The organism is Rhizobacter sp. Root404, assembly GCF_001425865.1.
Taxonomy (GTDB): Bacteria; Pseudomonadota; Gammaproteobacteria; order Burkholderiales; family Burkholderiaceae_C; genus LMDS01.
This window is the reverse complement of record NZ_LMDS01000008.1, coordinates 269-15,496: the sequence shown is the minus strand read 5'-3', so window position 1 is coordinate 15,496 and position 15,228 is coordinate 269. Positions and strand designations below refer to the sequence as shown.

Here is a 15,228-nt window from a genome sequence, read left to right as displayed (position 1 = left end):
AACAAGAAGCGAAATGGCCAAGAACGATGGTTCTGTTCTTCTGGACGGCTACAGCCTGAAGATCCTCTCCGAATTGCAGCGCGATTCCCGCCAGACGGTGCAGCAGCTGTCCGCCGCCGTCGGCCTGTCGCCCACGCCGTGCTGGAAACGCGTGAAGGACATGGAGGCGGCCGGCGTGATCCGCGGCTACACCGCGCTGGTCGACCCGGAGAAGGTGGGCCTGCACCTGACCGTGATGGTCGAGGTCAACCTGACCCACCACAACGAGGAGCTGGTGCAGCGTTTCGAGCAGGCGATCGCGGCCAGCCCGTACATTGCGCGCTGCCAGGCCACGACCGGACAGTCCGACTACCTGATGACCGTGCTCGCGCCCGACATCAAGCACTACGAGCGCTTCCTGCACGAGACGATCTTCAAGCTGCCCGGCGTGACCCACGTGCGCTCGAGCATCGTGCTGCGCGAAATCAAGTCGGAGATCGCGCTGCCGATCGGGCTGCCGGCCTGATCGTCGGGCGGTTTCGCCGGTCAATCCCCAGGTCTACAGCAGATTCGTCGCGGCAACGGCCATGCCAATTTGTTGACCGGCTCCCCACTTCTTGCCACCGGGGCTGCCCATGGGTGACGAAGCGCAGGACGATGCCGTCACGACTGCGGACAGATGCCCATGGATCTCTCGAACGAAGCGGCCGCCGATCTTGCATTGATCGAGCACTCACTGCGCTGGACCGAGGGCTTCTCCGATTGGACGCCGCAGGCGCTGAAGCAACTGGCCGCCGGCTCGCGACTGGCCCGGCATCCGCGCCGGGAACTGGTCGCGAGCGACGCGCTGCCCCCTCGCCAGACCCTGGCCGTCGTCACGGGGCAATTGATGGTCCGCACGATCGCGAGCGAGGGCACCCGCTACGCCGTGGGCCTGGTGGGTGCGGGCACGGTGCTGGCGACCGGCCGCCTGCAGCTGGGTGGCAGCCCGGCGCTGGAGTTCCACGCCCACAGCGATGCCACCACGATCCACATCCCCACGGCGCTGCTGACCGGGCTGCTCGATTCCGAGCCGCAGCGCTGGCGGCCGATGCTGCTGATGCTGCTGCGTCAGCAACGCGATCTGAGCGCCAGCCTGATGGACCGTGCGCTCGGCGGCACCCGGCAGCGGATCGCCGCCACCGTCGACCGGCTGGCTTCGACCTACGGCCTGTCCGAAGGCGCCGACGGCAGCCTGCGCCTGCGCCTGTCCCAGGAGGACCTGGCTGACCTGCTCCAGGTATCGCGCCAGACCGTCAACCGCGAACTCCGCGCGCTGGCAGGCAACGGCGTCCTCGCCGCCGACTACAACTCGCTGAAGATCCTGGACCGGCCCGCCCTGCAGTTCGTGGCGCGGCACGGACGCAGCCCGGACGAGCGTCGGCGGGCAGATTTGTAGGGAAAAGTGCCTATTAATCGTTTTGATCTTTTTGAATCATTTGTTCAGAATTCGACACGGCCGCTGCTCTTGCGGTCGACAGCCGAAGCGCAGCCTGCTCCAGATGCGCGGTACGAGGTGCCTGATGAACAGAACACATGGTCAAAAAGACGAACGCACGCTGATCGAACGCTCCTTGCGCTGGACCGAGGGCTTTTCGCGCTGGCCCGAGCGGTGCCTCAGCGATCTCTCCGCCGCAGCGCAGCTCAAGCGCTACGAACGCGGCGACCTGATCGCCAGCCCCGACGCCGAGATTCCGGTCGTTCTGGCGGTGATCTCCGGCTACATGCTCGCGCGCCGCATCGATGCGGTCGGCTCCCGCTCGTCGTTCGACGTGATCGGCCCGGGGCAGGTCGTCGAGATGACCCAGGCGCTCGGCGTCCAGGACAGCTCCTATTTCGACTACGTGGCGCACAGCGACGCGGTCATCGTCCACATCCCGGCCTCCGCGCTGATGCGCGTGCTCGAGACCGATCCCTCCCTCTGGAAGGACGCCCTGCGCATGGCACTGCGCGAGCAGCGCGAGGCCTTCGACGGTCTGATCGACCGCTTCGTCGGCGGCTTGAGGCAGCGTCTGACCGCCACGATCGACCGTCTCGCTACCCAACACGGCGTGTCGGACGGCGCCAAGCAGAGCCTGCGCCTGCGCCTGACCCAGGAAGACCTCGCGGCGATGCTCCAGGTGTCCAGGCAGAGCATCAACCGCGAGTTGCAGTCCCTGCACCGCTCCGGCGTCGTCTCGCCGGACTACAACTCGCTGACGATCCTGGACCGCGGGGCGCTGCGCATGGCCGCAGGCCGCTCGGCGCACGTCAATTGATCCGACTGGCACACGCACTTGCCGCCGTGGCGATGGCGGTGGGCGGCCCGGCGTTCGCGTGGGCGCAGTCGGAATCGCCTGCGCTGACGCTCCAGCGCGCGCCCGACGTGGCCTACATCGTGCGCGGCATCGTTCAGTACACGCGCTGGTCGCAGGCGATGGTGCCGGTACGTCTGTGCCTCAGCGATACGCTCGATGCCGCGACCGAAGCCGCCTTCACCCGCGCGGTCACCGAGCCGAGAGAAGGTGCCGTCGCGATCGCGGTGTCGAACCGGCGCCTCATGGCCGGCACGCCGATCGACGCCACCGAGTGCCACGTCGTGCTGGTGACCAGCACCTCCCCGATGCAGTGGCGCGGCATGCTGCTGGGCGTGCTGGACCGGCCGGTGCTGACGATCGGTTTCGACGAGGAGTTCTGTTCGCTCGGCGGCATGTTCTGCCTCGACAGCTCGAGCGGAAAGCTGCAGATCCGCGCCAACCTCGATTCGATCTCGCGCAGCGGCATGCGGATCAACCCGCAGCTGCTGCGGCTGACCCAGCAGCGCAACGCCGCGAAATGACCATGCGTGCGCCGACCCACGTCGCCAACCTGGTCCGTCGCGGCCAGTGGCGGATCGCCACCTTCACGATCGCCTGCGTCGGCCTGTTGCTCGCCACCGCCGGCCTCTATGCGTCGCGCGCCTACGAAGACCGGGCGATGATGCTGGTGGCCCAGTCGCTCGCCGTGGCCGGCGAGCCGGCACTGCGCTTCGACGACCGGACGGCCATGCGCGCCCTGCTCGAGCAGATGGCCGACCGCGCGCAACTGGCCGAAGTGACCATCACCGACCGGCGCGGACGGCAATGGATGCACTTCGAGCGGCCGGTCCGCAGTGTCGGCGGGCAAGTCGCGCGACAAGTGGCGCGGTGGCTCGTGCCCGCCGCCGCAACCACCGCCTTCGGCGACGGCGAGGACACGTTGGGCATCCTCGCGGTGCGCTCCAACGGCCGCACGTTGCTGCAATACGCGGGTTGGTCGCTGATGTCGCTGGTCGCCTGCCTGGCGGTGCTCGCCGTGGTCGTGCGCCGCTACTCCCGCAGCGTGAGCCGCGCCCTGGTCCAGCCGATCGACGCGCTGGCCACGCTGACGCGGGAGATCCGCGAGAACCGCGCATTCGATCGCCGCGCCAGCGGCAGTTCGCTGCGCGAGATCAACGCACTCGCCGAGGACTTCAACGCGTTCCTGGCCGAGCTCCAGGCGCACCAGGAAATGATTCGCCTGAGCCACGCCGGCCTCGAGCGGGCCAACGAATCGCTGCGCGCCGCGAGCCTGCACGACCCGCTGACGCGCCTGCCGAACCGCGCCTACCTGTTCGAGCACCTCGCGAACGTCGTCGCCGAATGCGCGCTGACGAAGCGCCGCGCCGGCCTGGCCTTCATCGACACCGACCGGTTCAAGGAGATCAACGACACCTACGGCCACGCCACCGGCGACCGGGTGCTGATCGAGCTGGCCGAGCGCCTGCGTGGGTCGATCCGCCAGTCCGATTTCATCGCCCGTGTCGGCGGCGACGAGTTCGTCGTCGTGCTGAACCCGCCCGACGCCGACGTCGACGCCGCGCACCTCACCGATCGGATCAACCGGGCGCTCGAGATCCCGATCCGATTGCCGAACGGTGACCTTCACCTGATCGGCGTCAGCATCGGCGTGGCCGTCTACCCGGACCACGCCGACTCCGTGATGACGCTGATCCAGGCCGCGGACGACGCCATGTACCGCGCGAAGAACGCCGCGCGGGTCGCCCGATCCCTGCCGCGCAGCCCCGAATCGGCAGGCCATTGACCCCTGGAGCTCACGCCATGCTTCTGCGCCGTCCCGTCCATTCCCTGAACCGCCGCCACTGGCTGGCCCTGGCCGCCAGCATCGCGACGATCGCATCGGGTTGCGCGTCGCTCCCCACCGGAAAGCTCACGTCCGAACAGAAGGCCGCCCTCAACACGCTCGGCTTCACCGAAGGCGCCGATGCCTGGGAATTCGATCTGGCGGCCCGCGTGCCGTTCGCGGTCGACGCCGCGACGCTGTCGCCCGAGGTGGACGCGACGCTGACCCGGATCGCGCGGATGCTGATGAGCGTGGGCATCGACGGCCTCACGGTCGACGGCCACTCCGACAACCAGGGCACCGACGACTACAACCAGCGCCTCTCGGAGCGCCGCGCCGAGGTCGTCGCCGAGGCGTTGATCGCCCGCGGCATGTCGCGCGAGAAGACGATCAAGCGGGCCTTCGGCGCCAGCCGGCCGGTGGCTCCGAACACGACCGAGGCCGGCCGCCGCCAGAACCGCCGCGCCGTGCTGCTGGTGCCCTTCGCCTGAGGGCCGTGCGGCTCAGGTCGACGCGTCGGGCAGCCCGGCGACCAGACCCGAGCGTCCCATCGCGCCGAGCAGCGCGGCCTCCGACACCGGCTTGCGCAGCAGCAGCACGTCCTTGGGCACGCCACCGAGCTCGGCGATGCGCGCCGGCGCCAGATTCGACACCGCGACGATCACGCGCGGGCGCCCGGTCTCGAGCGCACAGACATGGCGCAGCATCTCCAGGCCGTCCATGTGCGGCATCATGATGTCGGTGATGAGCACGTCCGGCACCTGCCGGCCGATCGCGACCAGCGCCGCGAAGCCGTCGTCCGCCTCGTCGACGGTGGCGCCGAACAGGACGCGCACGGCCAGCGCACGCAGCAGCGTGCGGTCCTCCGGGCTGTCGTCCACGATCAGCACGGTCAGCGCGCGCGGCGCGGCGCTCCGTGGCATCGGCGCGACCTCCCCGGCCGATTTCTCGGCGATGAACGCCAGCACGCTGGCCAGTTCGATGCGGCGGTGGTGCCCGACGGTCTTCCACGCCTTCAGGTGACCGCGGTCGACCCAGCGCTGCACGGTCGGCTTGGAAACGCCGAGCAGCGCCGCCGCCTCGGTGGTCGAGACGGAGGTGCGCGCGTCGGGGGCGTTGGCGTCGTTCACAGCGGCGCAGTGTAGGGGAGGCCGGTGATCGGCGCCCGGTCAGCGGGCGGCCGGGAGCGCCTGGCCGAAGCGCTCTGCAAGAAAACCCTCGCCGTGTTCGAGCGTGAAATAGCGGAACGCCTCGGCCGCCGGGGACAGCGTCTTGCCCAGGTTGTGCACGACGTGCCAGCGCCGCACCACCGGCAGGCCCTCGACATCGGGCGTTGCGATCAGGCCGCACTGCAGTTCCAGCGCGATCGTGTGGGCCGACATGAAGCCGATCCCCATGCCCGCCATCACCGCCTGCTTGATGGCCTCGTTGCTCGTCATCTCCATCGTCGCGCGCATCTCGACACGATGCTGCTGCATGTAGGTCTCGAGCAGCGCCCGTGTGGCCGAGCCCTGCTCGCGGATGATGAACGCCTCGCCGGCGAGGGCCAGCGCCTGCACCCGCCCCTGGCGCACGAACGGGTGGTCCACCGCGGTGACGACGACGTGCGGGTGCAGCGCGAACGGCTCCGCGCGGGTCGCCCACTCCTTCGGCGGCCGGCCCATGATCGCGAGGTCCACTTCGTTGCCCTGCATCAGCGCGACCACCTGCTCGCGCGTGCCCACGCGCAGGCACAGCGCGACGCCGGGGTGCTCGTCACGGAAGCGCGCGAGGAACTGCGGCAGGAAGTACTCGGCCGTGCTGACCATGCCGATCGACAACTGCCCGCCAGTCAGGCCGCGAAAGCGCGCGATCGTGTCCTCCGCATCCTTCATGACGGCCAGCACGCGGCGGGCGTACGAAAGCATGTACTCGCCGGTGGTCGTGAGGCTCACGCGTCGACCGGTGCGGTCGAACAGCGGCAGGCCGACACTGACCTCGAGCTCCTTGACCTGCATCGAGACCGCGGGCGGCGTCAGGTGCAGCGACTCCGCCGCCCGCGCAAAGCTCAGGTGCTGAGCCACGGCCGAGAAGATGCGCAGCTGCCGCATCGTCACGTTCTTCATCTTCAGCGTTCCTTACCCGAGCGGTCAAAACACGTGACTTCCCCGATGGCGAGCCTCTTTCTACAGTGCATCTCAACGCACAACCAATGGAGGACGCGGCGATGAACAAACCAATCGAAGACGGCATGATGACAGACGTCAAGAAGCGATACACCGCTGGCGTCCTCAAATACAAGCAAATGGGCTACTGGCAGCCCGACTACGTCCCGAAGGAGACCGACCTCATTGCCCTGTTCCGCATCACGCCACAAGAAGGCGTCGATGCCGAAGAGTGCGCTGCGGCCGTGGCCGGCGAATCGTCCACCGCCACCTGGACGGTGGTGTGGACCGACCGCCTGACAGCCTGCGACCTCTACCGCGCCAAGGCCTTCCGTGTCGACGCGGTGCCCAACACCGGCGTGGGCACAAAGACCGAGGCGCAGTACTTCGCCTACATCGCGTATGACATCGACCTGTTTGAAGGCGGCTCGATCGCGAACCTGACGGCGTCGATCATCGGCAACGTGTTCGGCTTCAAGGCGGTGAAGGCGCTGCGTCTGGAAGACATGCGCATTCCGGTGGCCTACCTGAAGACGTTTCAGGGCCCGGCAACAGGCGTCATTGTCGAGCGCGAGCGCCTCGACAAATTCGGCCGCCCGCTGCTCGGCGCGACGACCAAGCCCAAGCTCGGCCTGTCGGGCCGGAACTACGGCCGTGTCGTCTACGAAGGCCTGAAGGGCGGCCTCGATTTCATGAAGGACGACGAGAACATCAACTCGCAGCCCTTCATGCACTGGCGTGATCGCTTCCTCTACTGCATGGAAGCCGTCAACAAGGCGAGCGCGGCCAGCGGCGAGGTCAAGGGCCACTACCTGAACGTCACCGCAGGCACGATGGAGGAGATGTACGCACGCGCCGAGTTTGCGAAGAGCCTGGGCTCGGTGATCATCATGATCGACCTGGTGATCGGCTACACCGCGATTCAGAGCATGGCGCTGTGGGCGCGCAAGAACGACATGATTCTTCACCTGCACCGCGCGGGCAACAGCACCTACTCGCGGCAGAAGAACCACGGCATGAACTTCCGCGTGATCTGCAAGTGGATGCGCATGGCAGGCGTCGACCACATCCACGCCGGCACGGTGGTCGGGAAGCTCGAGGGCGACCCGGCGATGATCCGCGGCTTCTACGACACCTTGCTCGACACGCACACCCCGGTCCAACTGGAGAAGGGTTTGTTCTTCGAGCAGCACTGGGCCTCGCTGAACAAGGTGATGCCGGTCGCTTCGGGTGGCATCCACGCCGGCCAGATGCACCAGTTGCTGACCTACCTCGGCGACGACGTGGTGTTGCAGTTCGGTGGCGGCACGATCGGCCACCCGCAGGGCATCCAGGCCGGTGCGACGGCGAATCGCGTGGCGCTCGAAACCATGGTGCTGGCGCGCAACGAAGGCCGAGACATCTGGAACGAGGGCCCGCAGATCCTGAAGGACGCCGCCAAGTGGTGCTCGCCACTGAAGGCGGCGATCGATACCTGGGGCGAAATCAGTTTCAACTACGAATCCACCGACACTGCGGACTTCGTGCCGACGCCGTCGATGTCGACCTGAAAGGAGACCACACCATGATGACCAACCACGGCAACCGCGTGACGCAGGGCCAGTTCTCGTACCTGCCCGACCTGACCGACGCGCAGATCGGCAAGCAGATCGAGTACGCGCTGAAGAACAACTACGCAGTCGGCGTCGAATACACCGACGACCCGCACCCGCGCAACACGTATTGGGAGATGTTCGGCAACCCGATGTTCGACCTGAAGGATCCCGCCGGCATCCTGATGGAGATCAACAGCTGCCGCAAGACGTTCCCGAACCACTACGTTCGCGTCACGGCCTTCGATTCGACGCAGGGGGTGGAATCGCCGCGCATGTCGTTCATCGTCAACCGACCGCCGAAAGAGCCGGGCTTCGGTCTGGCGCGCCAGGAGGGCGACGGCCGGCAGGTGCATTACCGCATCTCGTCCTACGCGACCGACAAGCCCGAAGGCGAGCGTTACTAGATCGTCTGCCGACGAAGGAGCCGCGACGTGAATGCGATGTCCCAGGAAGGCCAGGCCACGTCGACCGCAGTCACCGTGAGCGATGTTCTTGCGCAAAGCCAGGTCGAAGCGGTGATGGACGAACTCGATACGGACCTGATCGGCCTCGCGCCGGTCAAGGCCCGCGTCCGCGACATCGCGGCGCTGCTCGTGATCGACAAGTTGCGTCTGAACCTCGGGCTTGCAGCCGCGGGCGGCAATGTCGCCCCGTCGTTGCACATGAGCTTCACCGGCAACCCGGGCACCGGCAAGACGACGGTGGCGATGCGCATGGCAGAGATCCTTCATCGGCTCGGCTACGTGCGCAAGGGCCATGTCGTGAGCGTGACACGTGACGACCTGGTCGGCCAGTACATCGGCCACACCGCGCCCAAGACCAAGGAAGTGCTGAAGAGGGCGATGGGCGGTGTGCTCTTCATCGACGAGGCGTATTACCTGTATCGCCCCGAGAACGAACGCGACTACGGGCAGGAGGCGATCGAGATCCTGCTGCAAGTCATGGAGAACCAGCGCGACGATCTGGTCGTCATCGTCGCCGGCTACAAGGACCGCATGGACACCTTCTTCAAGTCCAACCCCGGCCTGTCCTCGCGCATTGCGCATCACCTGGACTTTCCCGATTACGCCGAAGACGAGTTGGTGCAGATCGCCGACCGCATGCTGACCGGCATGAACTACAGCTTCGGCGACGGCGCGCGCGAGGCCTTCGCAGCTTATCTCGAACGCCGCATCGCGCAGCCGCACTTTGCGAACGCCCGCAGCGTGCGCAACGCACTCGATCGCTCGCGCTTGCGCCAGGCGAGCCGCCTCTTCGTCGACCGCGAGCGCAGGCTGACGCGCGACGACCTGACGACGCTGCTGCCGGCCGACATTCTCGCGAGCCGTGTCTTCCAGGCCGCGTCCACGAACAAGGAATGAGGTAGAAATCACATGCATCTCGGACGCACCACGCTGTCGAAATTCCTGATCCAGCAACTGAAGAACGTCGAGGGCGCCAACGACCTCGGCGCGCTGCTGGTCGACGTCGCCGCCGCCGTCAAGGCGATCGCCGCGATGACCGCCAAGGGCGCGCTCGGCGGCTTCCTCGGCGAGCTCGACAACCGCAACGTCCAGGGCGAGACCCAGAAGAAGCTCGACGTACTCGCCAACGAGGCCGTGATCCGCAGCTGCGAGTGGGGCGGGCTGGTCGCGGGCATGGCTTCCGAGGAACTCGACGAGCCGCACGCGGTGCCGAGCGAGTACGCGCGCGGCCGCTACCTGCTGGTGTTCGACCCGCTCGACGGCTCGTCGAACACCGACGTGAACGTCTCGGTCGGCACCATCTTCTCGGTGCTGCGCCACGACGCGACCGCCGCGCCGGCGACGGCCGACTTCCTGCAGCCCGGCCGCACGCAGGTCGCCGCCGGCTACGCGATCTACGGCCCGGCGACGATGCTGGTGCTCAGCGTCGGCACCGGCACCCATGGGTTCACGCTCGACCGCGAGATCGGCAACTTCATCCTGACCCACCCGCACCTGCTGATCCCGGCACAGACCAGCGAGTTCGCGATCAACACCAGCAACGCGCGCTTCTGGGAAGCGCCGGTGAAGCGCTATGTGGCCGAGTGCCAGGACGGCCGCAGCGGCGAGCGCGGGCGCGATTTCAACATGCGCTGGATCGCCTCGATGGTCGCCGAGGTGCACCGCATCCTGATGCGCGGCGGCGTCTTCATGTACCCGCGCGACACCAAGGACGCCTCCAAGCCCGGCCGCCTGCGCCTGCTTTACGAGGCCAATCCGATCGCGATGCTGATCGAGCAGGCCGGCGGTGCCGCCTCCACCGGACGCGCGCGCCTGCTCGACGTGCAGCCCGAGGGATTGCACCAGCGCGTGCCCGTGATCCTCGGCTCGCGCGAGGAAGTCGAGCGCATCGACCGCTACCACGCCGAGTTCGACGCGGGCACCGATCGCCCGTTCGCCTCGCCCCTGTTCAACGAGCGCTCGCTGTTCGGTGCGCTGGCCTGAGAGTTCCATGAGCACACGTCACCCCATCATCGCCGTGACCGGTTCGTCCGGTGCCGGCACCACGACCGTGATGAAGAGCTTCACGCACATCTTCCGCCGCGAAAAGATCCGCGCGCAGGTGCTCGAAGGCGATTCGTTCCACCGCTACGACCGCGCCGAGATGCGCGAGCGCGTGCGCCGCGCCGATGCCGGCGAAGGGCCGCAGATCAGCCACTTCGGGCCCGAGTCCAACCTGCTCGACACGCTCGCCGAAGTCTTCCAGAGCTACGGCGAGAGCGGCACCGGCCAGGTCCGGCGCTACATCCACGACGCCGGCGAGGCCAAGGAACTCGGCGGCGAGCCCGGCACGTTCACGCCGTGGCAACCGATGATCGACGGCAGCGACCTGCTGTTCTACGAGGGCCTGCACGGCGGCTTCGAGCACGGCACGACCGACGTGGCGCGGCATGTCGATCTGCTCGTGGGTGTGGTGCCGGTCATCAACCTCGAGTGGATCCAGAAGCTGCACCGCGACCAGAACCTGCGCGGCTACAGTCCCGAGGCGGTGACCGACACGATCCTGCGCCGCATGCCCGACTACGTGAACCACATCTGCCCGCAGTTCAGCCGCACCCACGTCAACTTCCAGCGCGTGCCGACGGTCGACACCTCGAACCCGTTCATCGCCAAGGACATCCCGAGCGCGGACGAGAGTCTGGTCGTGATCCGCTTCGCCAACCCGAAGGGCATCGACTTCTCTTACCTGCTCGGCATGCTGCACGACTCCTTCATGTCCCGACCCAACAACCTCGTCGTCCCCGGCGGGAAGATGGGCCTGGCGATGCAGCTGATCTTCACGCCGATGATCCTGCGCCTGATGGACCAGAAGCGCCGCGCCGCCTGACCTCCGGAGACCCCGATGACAACGACTGATCCTCAGTTGCGCCGCCGCATGGCCGACGCACTCCGCGTGCTCGCCGCCGACGCCGTCGAGCACGCCAGGAGCGGCCACCCCGGCGCACCGATGGGCATGGCCGAGATGGCCGAAGTGGTGTGGAGCCGCCACCTGCGCCACAACCCGGCCGACCCGCACTGGGTCGACCGCGACCGCTTCGTGCTGTCGAACGGCCATGCGTCGATGCTGCTGTACGCGTTGCTGCACCTGAGCGGCTACGCGCTCGGCATCGACGACATCAAGCGCTTCCGCAAGCTGCACAGCCTGACCCCGGGTCACCCCGAGGTCGACGTAACCCCCGGCGTCGAGACCACCACCGGCCCGCTCGGCCAGGGCCTGGCGAACGCGGTCGGCATGGCGCTGGCGGAGAAGCAGCTCGCGGTCGAGTTCAACCGGCCCGGCCACGCGATCGTCGACCACCTGACCTGGGTCTTCCTCGGCGACGGCTGCCTGATGGAAGGCGTGAGCCACGAGGCCTGCTCGCTCGCCGGCACGCTGCGGCTGAGCAAGCTGATCGCGCTGTACGACGACAACGGCATCTCGATCGACGGCCGGGTCGAAGGCTGGTTCACCGACGACACACCGGCGCGCTTCCGCGCCTACGGCTGGAACGTGATCGCCGCGGTCGACGGCCACGACGCCGCGGCAGTCGACGCGGCGATCGGGCAGGCGCGCGCGCAGGCCGCGACGCCCGAAGGCCGCCCGACGCTGATCTGCTGCCGCACCACGATCGGCCGCGGTGCGCCGCACAAGGCGGGCAGCGCGGACGTGCACGGCGCCGCGCTCGGCGCCGACGAACTCGCCGCGATGCGCGCGCAGCTCGGCTGGTCGCATCCGCCGTTCGAGATCCCTGCCGAACTGGGTGCCGCGTGGGACGCCCGCGCCAGCGGCAAGGCACTGCAGGCCGGCTGGGCCGAGCGCTTCGCCGCGTATGCGCGCGCGCACCCGGAGCTCGGCGCCGAGTTCCTGCGCCGCATGCAGGGTGACTTGCCGCCCGGCTTCGATGCGCAGGTCGCGCAGGTCCTGCCGCGCCTGGCCGCCGACGCCCAGGCCGTTGCCACGCGACGCGCCTCGCAGCTCGCGCTGAACGCGTTCGCGCCGGGCTTGCCGGAGCTGTTCGGCGGCTCGGCCGACCTGACCGGATCGAACCTCACCGACTTCACCGGCCACGTCGCCGCGGGCCGCGACCGACCCGGCAACCACCTGAGCTACGGCGTGCGCGAGTTCGGCATGGCCGCGATCATGAACGGCATCGCGCTGCACGGCGGACTGATCCCGTATGCGGGCACCTTCCTGACCTTCAGCGACTACAGCCGCAACGCGATCCGCATGGCCGCGCTGATGAAGCGCCGCGTGATCCACGTCTTCACCCACGACAGCATCGGCCTGGGCGAGGACGGGCCGACCCACCAGTCGGTCGAACACGTGCCGTCGCTGCGCATCATTCCGAACCTCGATGTCTGGCGGCCCGCCGACACGCTCGAGACCGCGGTGGCGTGGGCCAGTGCGCTGAAGCGGCGCGACGGCCCGAGCGTGCTCGCGCTCTCGCGCCAGACGCTGCCGGTCGCCGCCCAGGCACAACACGCGGCCGGGATCGCACGCGGCGGCTATGTGCTCAGCGACCGACAGGGCGCGCGCGCCGTGCTGATCGCGACCGGCTCCGAACTCGCGCTCGCCGTGCAGGCGCAGGCGGAGCTCGAGGCGCGCGGCGTGCCGGTGCGCGTGGTCTCGATGCCGAGCACCACGGTGTTCGATCGGCAAAGCGCGAGCTACCGCAACGCGGTGCTGCCGATCCCGCTGCCCGCGATGGCCGTCGAGGCTGCGCACCCCGATTTCTGGCGCAAGTATGTCGGCCGCTCCGGCGCGGTGATCGGCATCGCGAGCTTCGGCGAGTCGGCCCCCGCCGCCGACCTGTATCGCCACTTCGGCCTGACCGCCGAGCGCGTGGTCGAGGCCACGCTGCAGTGCCTCGCCGCCGCGGAGCGCGCTGGTGCCGCCTGACGTTTCCGGGAGACCCACGATGCCGCGCCTGATCCTGTTCGACCTCGACGGCACGCTGATCGACACCGCGCCCGAGCTAGCGGCGGCCGTCAACGCCCTGCTGGCGCGCCTCGGCCGCCCGCCGGTGCCGCTGGCACAGGTGCGCACCTGGATCGGTCGCGGCGCGCGCGAGCTGCTGCGCCAGGCGCTGCGCCACCACGACGTCGACGGCGGCGAGTCGCCGAGCGTGGACGCGGCCTGGGCCGGCTTCGAGCGCGACTGCGCCGCCGCGTGCGGCACGCGCAGCGCACCTTATCCCGGTGTCGTGTCGACGCTCGACGCCCTGCAGGCGAAGGGCATGCGCCTCGCGCTGATCACCAACAAGGAGAGCGTGCTGACGCAGCGCGTGCTCGCCGCGCATCGCCTCACGAGCTACTTCGACCTGATCGTCGCGGGCGACACGCTGCCGGTGCGCAAGCCCGACCCGGCGGTGCTGCGGCATGCGCTGGACACCTTCGGCGTCGAGGCGGACGACGCGCTGTTCATCGGCGACTCGGCCATCGACGTGCAGGCCGCACGCAACGCCGGCGTGCCGGTCTGGGCCGTGAGCTACGGCTACGACAGCGCCGCGCTGCGCGGCGACCACGCGCCCGACCGGCTGGTCGACAGCCTCGATGCACTGCTGACGCACCCCACGCACATCACCCTTTCCTGACTCCGATCCCACTGCATTCCATGACCATCAACGTCGCCATCAATGGCTATGGCCGCATCGGCCGCAATGTGCTGCGCGCCCACTACGAGGGCGGCAAGGCCCACGACCTGCGCATCGTCGCGATCAACGACCTCGGCCAACCCGCCACCAACGCGCACCTGACGAAGTACGACACCGCGCACGGACCGTTTCCCGGCAGCATCGGCGTCGATGGCGACTGCATGGTCGTCGACGGCGACCGCATCCGCGTGTTCGCGCAGCGCAACCCCGCCGAGCTGCCCTGGCACGCGCTCGGCGTCGACGTGGTGCTCGAATGCACCGGGCTGTTCACCACGAAGGAGAAGGCCTCGGCGCACCTGCGCGGCGGCGCGAAGAAGGTCGTGATCTCGGCACCGGGTGGCGCCGATGTGGATGCGACCATCGTCTACGGCGTCAACCACGGCGTGCTGAACGGCAGCGACACGGTGATCAGCAACGCGAGCTGCACCACCAACTGCCTGGCGCCGCTGGTGCAGCCGCTGCACGCGGCGATCGGCGTGGTCTCGGGCTTGATGACGACGGTGCACGCCTACACCAACGACCAGGTGCTGACCGACGTGTACCACGAGGACCTGCGCCGCGCGCGCAGCGCCACCCACAGCATGATCCCGACCAAGACCGGCGCCGCCGCCGCGCTCGGCCTGGTGCTGCCCGAGCTGAAGGGCCGGCTCGACGGCCACGCGCTGCGGGTGCCGACGATCAACGTCTCGATCGTCGACCTCAGCTTCGTCGCGGCCCGCGACACCACCGTCGACGAGGTGAACCAGGTCCTGCGCGCTGCCGCCGAGGGGCCGCTGAAGGGCGTGCTCGCGATCAGCGATGGGCCGCTTGTCAGCGTCGACTTCAACCACCACCCGGCGTCCAGCATCTACGACAGCACCCTGACCAAGGTGAGCGGCCGGCTGGTCAAGGTCTCGGCCTGGTACGACAACGAATGGGGCTTCTCCAACCGCATGCTCGACACCAGCATCGCGCTGGCCCGCGCCGGGGGCCTGCAGTGAAGGTGCTGCGCTTCGGCGAGGTCATCGCCTCGGGCTTCGCGCAGGGCCAGCGCGTCTTCATCCGCGCCGACCTGAACGTCCCGCTGGACGACGCGGGCCGCATCACCGAAGACACCCGCATCCGCGCGTCGATCCCGTGCATCGCGCTGGCGCTGAAGGCCGGCGCCGCGGTGATGGTCACCTCGCACCTGGGCCGCCCGACCGAAGGCGCGTTCAAGCCCGAGGATTCGCTCGCC

At 68.5% G+C, this 15,228-nt stretch carries 17 protein-coding genes; 15 read left to right on the top strand and 2 right to left on the bottom strand.

Annotated elements, in window-relative coordinates:
- Positions 1-13: 13 nt before the first annotated feature.
- From ASC76_RS23410 to ASC76_RS23385, 6 genes are all read left to right on the top strand, one after another.
- Entirely contained in the window at positions 14-505 is a 492-nt protein-coding gene (locus tag ASC76_RS23410; protein ID WP_056472803.1) for an Lrp/AsnC family transcriptional regulator, read from the top strand.
- Positions 506-664: 159 nt separating this feature from the next.
- Positions 665-1,417 carry a Crp/Fnr family transcriptional regulator gene (locus tag ASC76_RS23405; RefSeq protein WP_056472799.1) on the top strand — a complete coding sequence of 251 codons (753 nt, stop codon included), beginning with the start codon at positions 665-667 and terminating at the stop codon, positions 1,415-1,417.
- Positions 1,418-1,541: 124 nt separating this feature from the next.
- Positions 1,542-2,276 carry a Crp/Fnr family transcriptional regulator gene (locus ASC76_RS23400; protein WP_162247158.1) on the top strand — a complete coding sequence of 245 codons (735 nt, stop codon included), beginning with the start codon at positions 1,542-1,544 and terminating at the stop codon, positions 2,274-2,276.
- A complete protein-coding gene (locus ASC76_RS23395) occupies positions 2,273-2,836 on the top strand; it encodes a YfiR family protein (RefSeq protein WP_157616002.1) in 564 nt (187 codons plus the stop codon). Before ASC76_RS23400 ends, ASC76_RS23395 begins: the two co-directional genes overlap by 4 nt.
- A gap of 2 nt (positions 2,837-2,838) precedes the next feature.
- Positions 2,839-4,098 carry a sensor domain-containing diguanylate cyclase gene (locus ASC76_RS23390; protein WP_056472789.1) on the top strand — a complete coding sequence of 420 codons (1,260 nt, stop codon included), beginning with the start codon at positions 2,839-2,841 and terminating at the stop codon, positions 4,096-4,098.
- 17 nt (positions 4,099-4,115) lie between these two features.
- Complete coding sequence (locus tag ASC76_RS23385) at positions 4,116-4,628, top strand: OmpA family protein (protein WP_056472786.1); 513 nt, start codon at positions 4,116-4,118, stop codon at positions 4,626-4,628.
- A 12-nt stretch (positions 4,629-4,640) separates the two neighbouring features.
- Here the strand turns inward: ASC76_RS23385 and ASC76_RS23380 are convergent, their stop codons facing one another.
- On the bottom strand, positions 4,641-5,267 hold the full coding sequence (locus ASC76_RS23380) for a helix-turn-helix domain-containing protein (protein ID WP_056472783.1): 627 nt from the start codon (positions 5,265-5,267) through the stop codon (positions 4,641-4,643).
- Positions 5,268-5,306: 39 nt separating this feature from the next.
- A complete protein-coding gene (locus ASC76_RS23375) occupies positions 5,307-6,242 on the bottom strand; it encodes a LysR family transcriptional regulator (protein WP_056472781.1) in 936 nt (311 codons plus the stop codon).
- Between the two features lie 101 nt (positions 6,243-6,343).
- Between ASC76_RS23375 and ASC76_RS23370 the strand changes: the two genes are divergently transcribed.
- The 9 genes from ASC76_RS23370 to pgk form a co-directional block, all read left to right on the top strand.
- Positions 6,344-7,831 (top strand): ribulose-bisphosphate carboxylase large subunit, encoded by a 1,488-nt coding sequence (locus tag ASC76_RS23370; protein ID WP_056472903.1) that lies wholly within the window; start codon positions 6,344-6,346, stop codon positions 7,829-7,831.
- Positions 7,832-7,845: 14 nt separating this feature from the next.
- Positions 7,846-8,280, top strand: coding sequence for a ribulose bisphosphate carboxylase small subunit (locus ASC76_RS23365; protein WP_056472777.1), 435 nt, complete (start codon positions 7,846-7,848; stop codon positions 8,278-8,280).
- A 36-nt stretch (positions 8,281-8,316) separates the two neighbouring features.
- Positions 8,317-9,237 (top strand): CbbX protein, encoded by a 921-nt coding sequence (gene cbbX, locus ASC76_RS23360; protein WP_056472775.1) that lies wholly within the window; start codon positions 8,317-8,319, stop codon positions 9,235-9,237.
- A 12-nt stretch (positions 9,238-9,249) separates the two neighbouring features.
- Positions 9,250-10,323, top strand: a complete 1,074-nt coding sequence (locus ASC76_RS23355; protein WP_056472772.1) for a class 1 fructose-bisphosphatase — start codon at positions 9,250-9,252, stop codon at positions 10,321-10,323.
- Between the two features lie 7 nt (positions 10,324-10,330).
- On the top strand, positions 10,331-11,206 hold the full coding sequence (locus ASC76_RS23350) for a phosphoribulokinase (RefSeq protein WP_056472767.1): 876 nt from the start codon (positions 10,331-10,333) through the stop codon (positions 11,204-11,206).
- Between the two features lie 15 nt (positions 11,207-11,221).
- Positions 11,222-13,258: a transketolase gene (gene tkt / locus ASC76_RS23345; RefSeq protein ID WP_082549422.1), complete on the top strand. Its 2,037-nt coding sequence runs from the start codon at positions 11,222-11,224 to the stop codon at positions 13,256-13,258.
- Between the two features lie 19 nt (positions 13,259-13,277).
- Positions 13,278-13,952, top strand: coding sequence for a phosphoglycolate phosphatase (gene gph, locus ASC76_RS23340; RefSeq protein ID WP_056472762.1), 675 nt, complete (start codon positions 13,278-13,280; stop codon positions 13,950-13,952).
- 20 nt (positions 13,953-13,972) lie between these two features.
- Positions 13,973-14,992 (top strand): type I glyceraldehyde-3-phosphate dehydrogenase, encoded by a 1,020-nt coding sequence (gene gap, locus ASC76_RS23335; protein WP_056472758.1) that lies wholly within the window; start codon positions 13,973-13,975, stop codon positions 14,990-14,992.
- A partial coding sequence (pgk, locus tag ASC76_RS26315) for a phosphoglycerate kinase (protein WP_235580570.1) occupies positions 14,989-15,228 on the top strand: 240 nt, incomplete at its 3' end. The genes gap and pgk, both read left to right, overlap by 4 nt.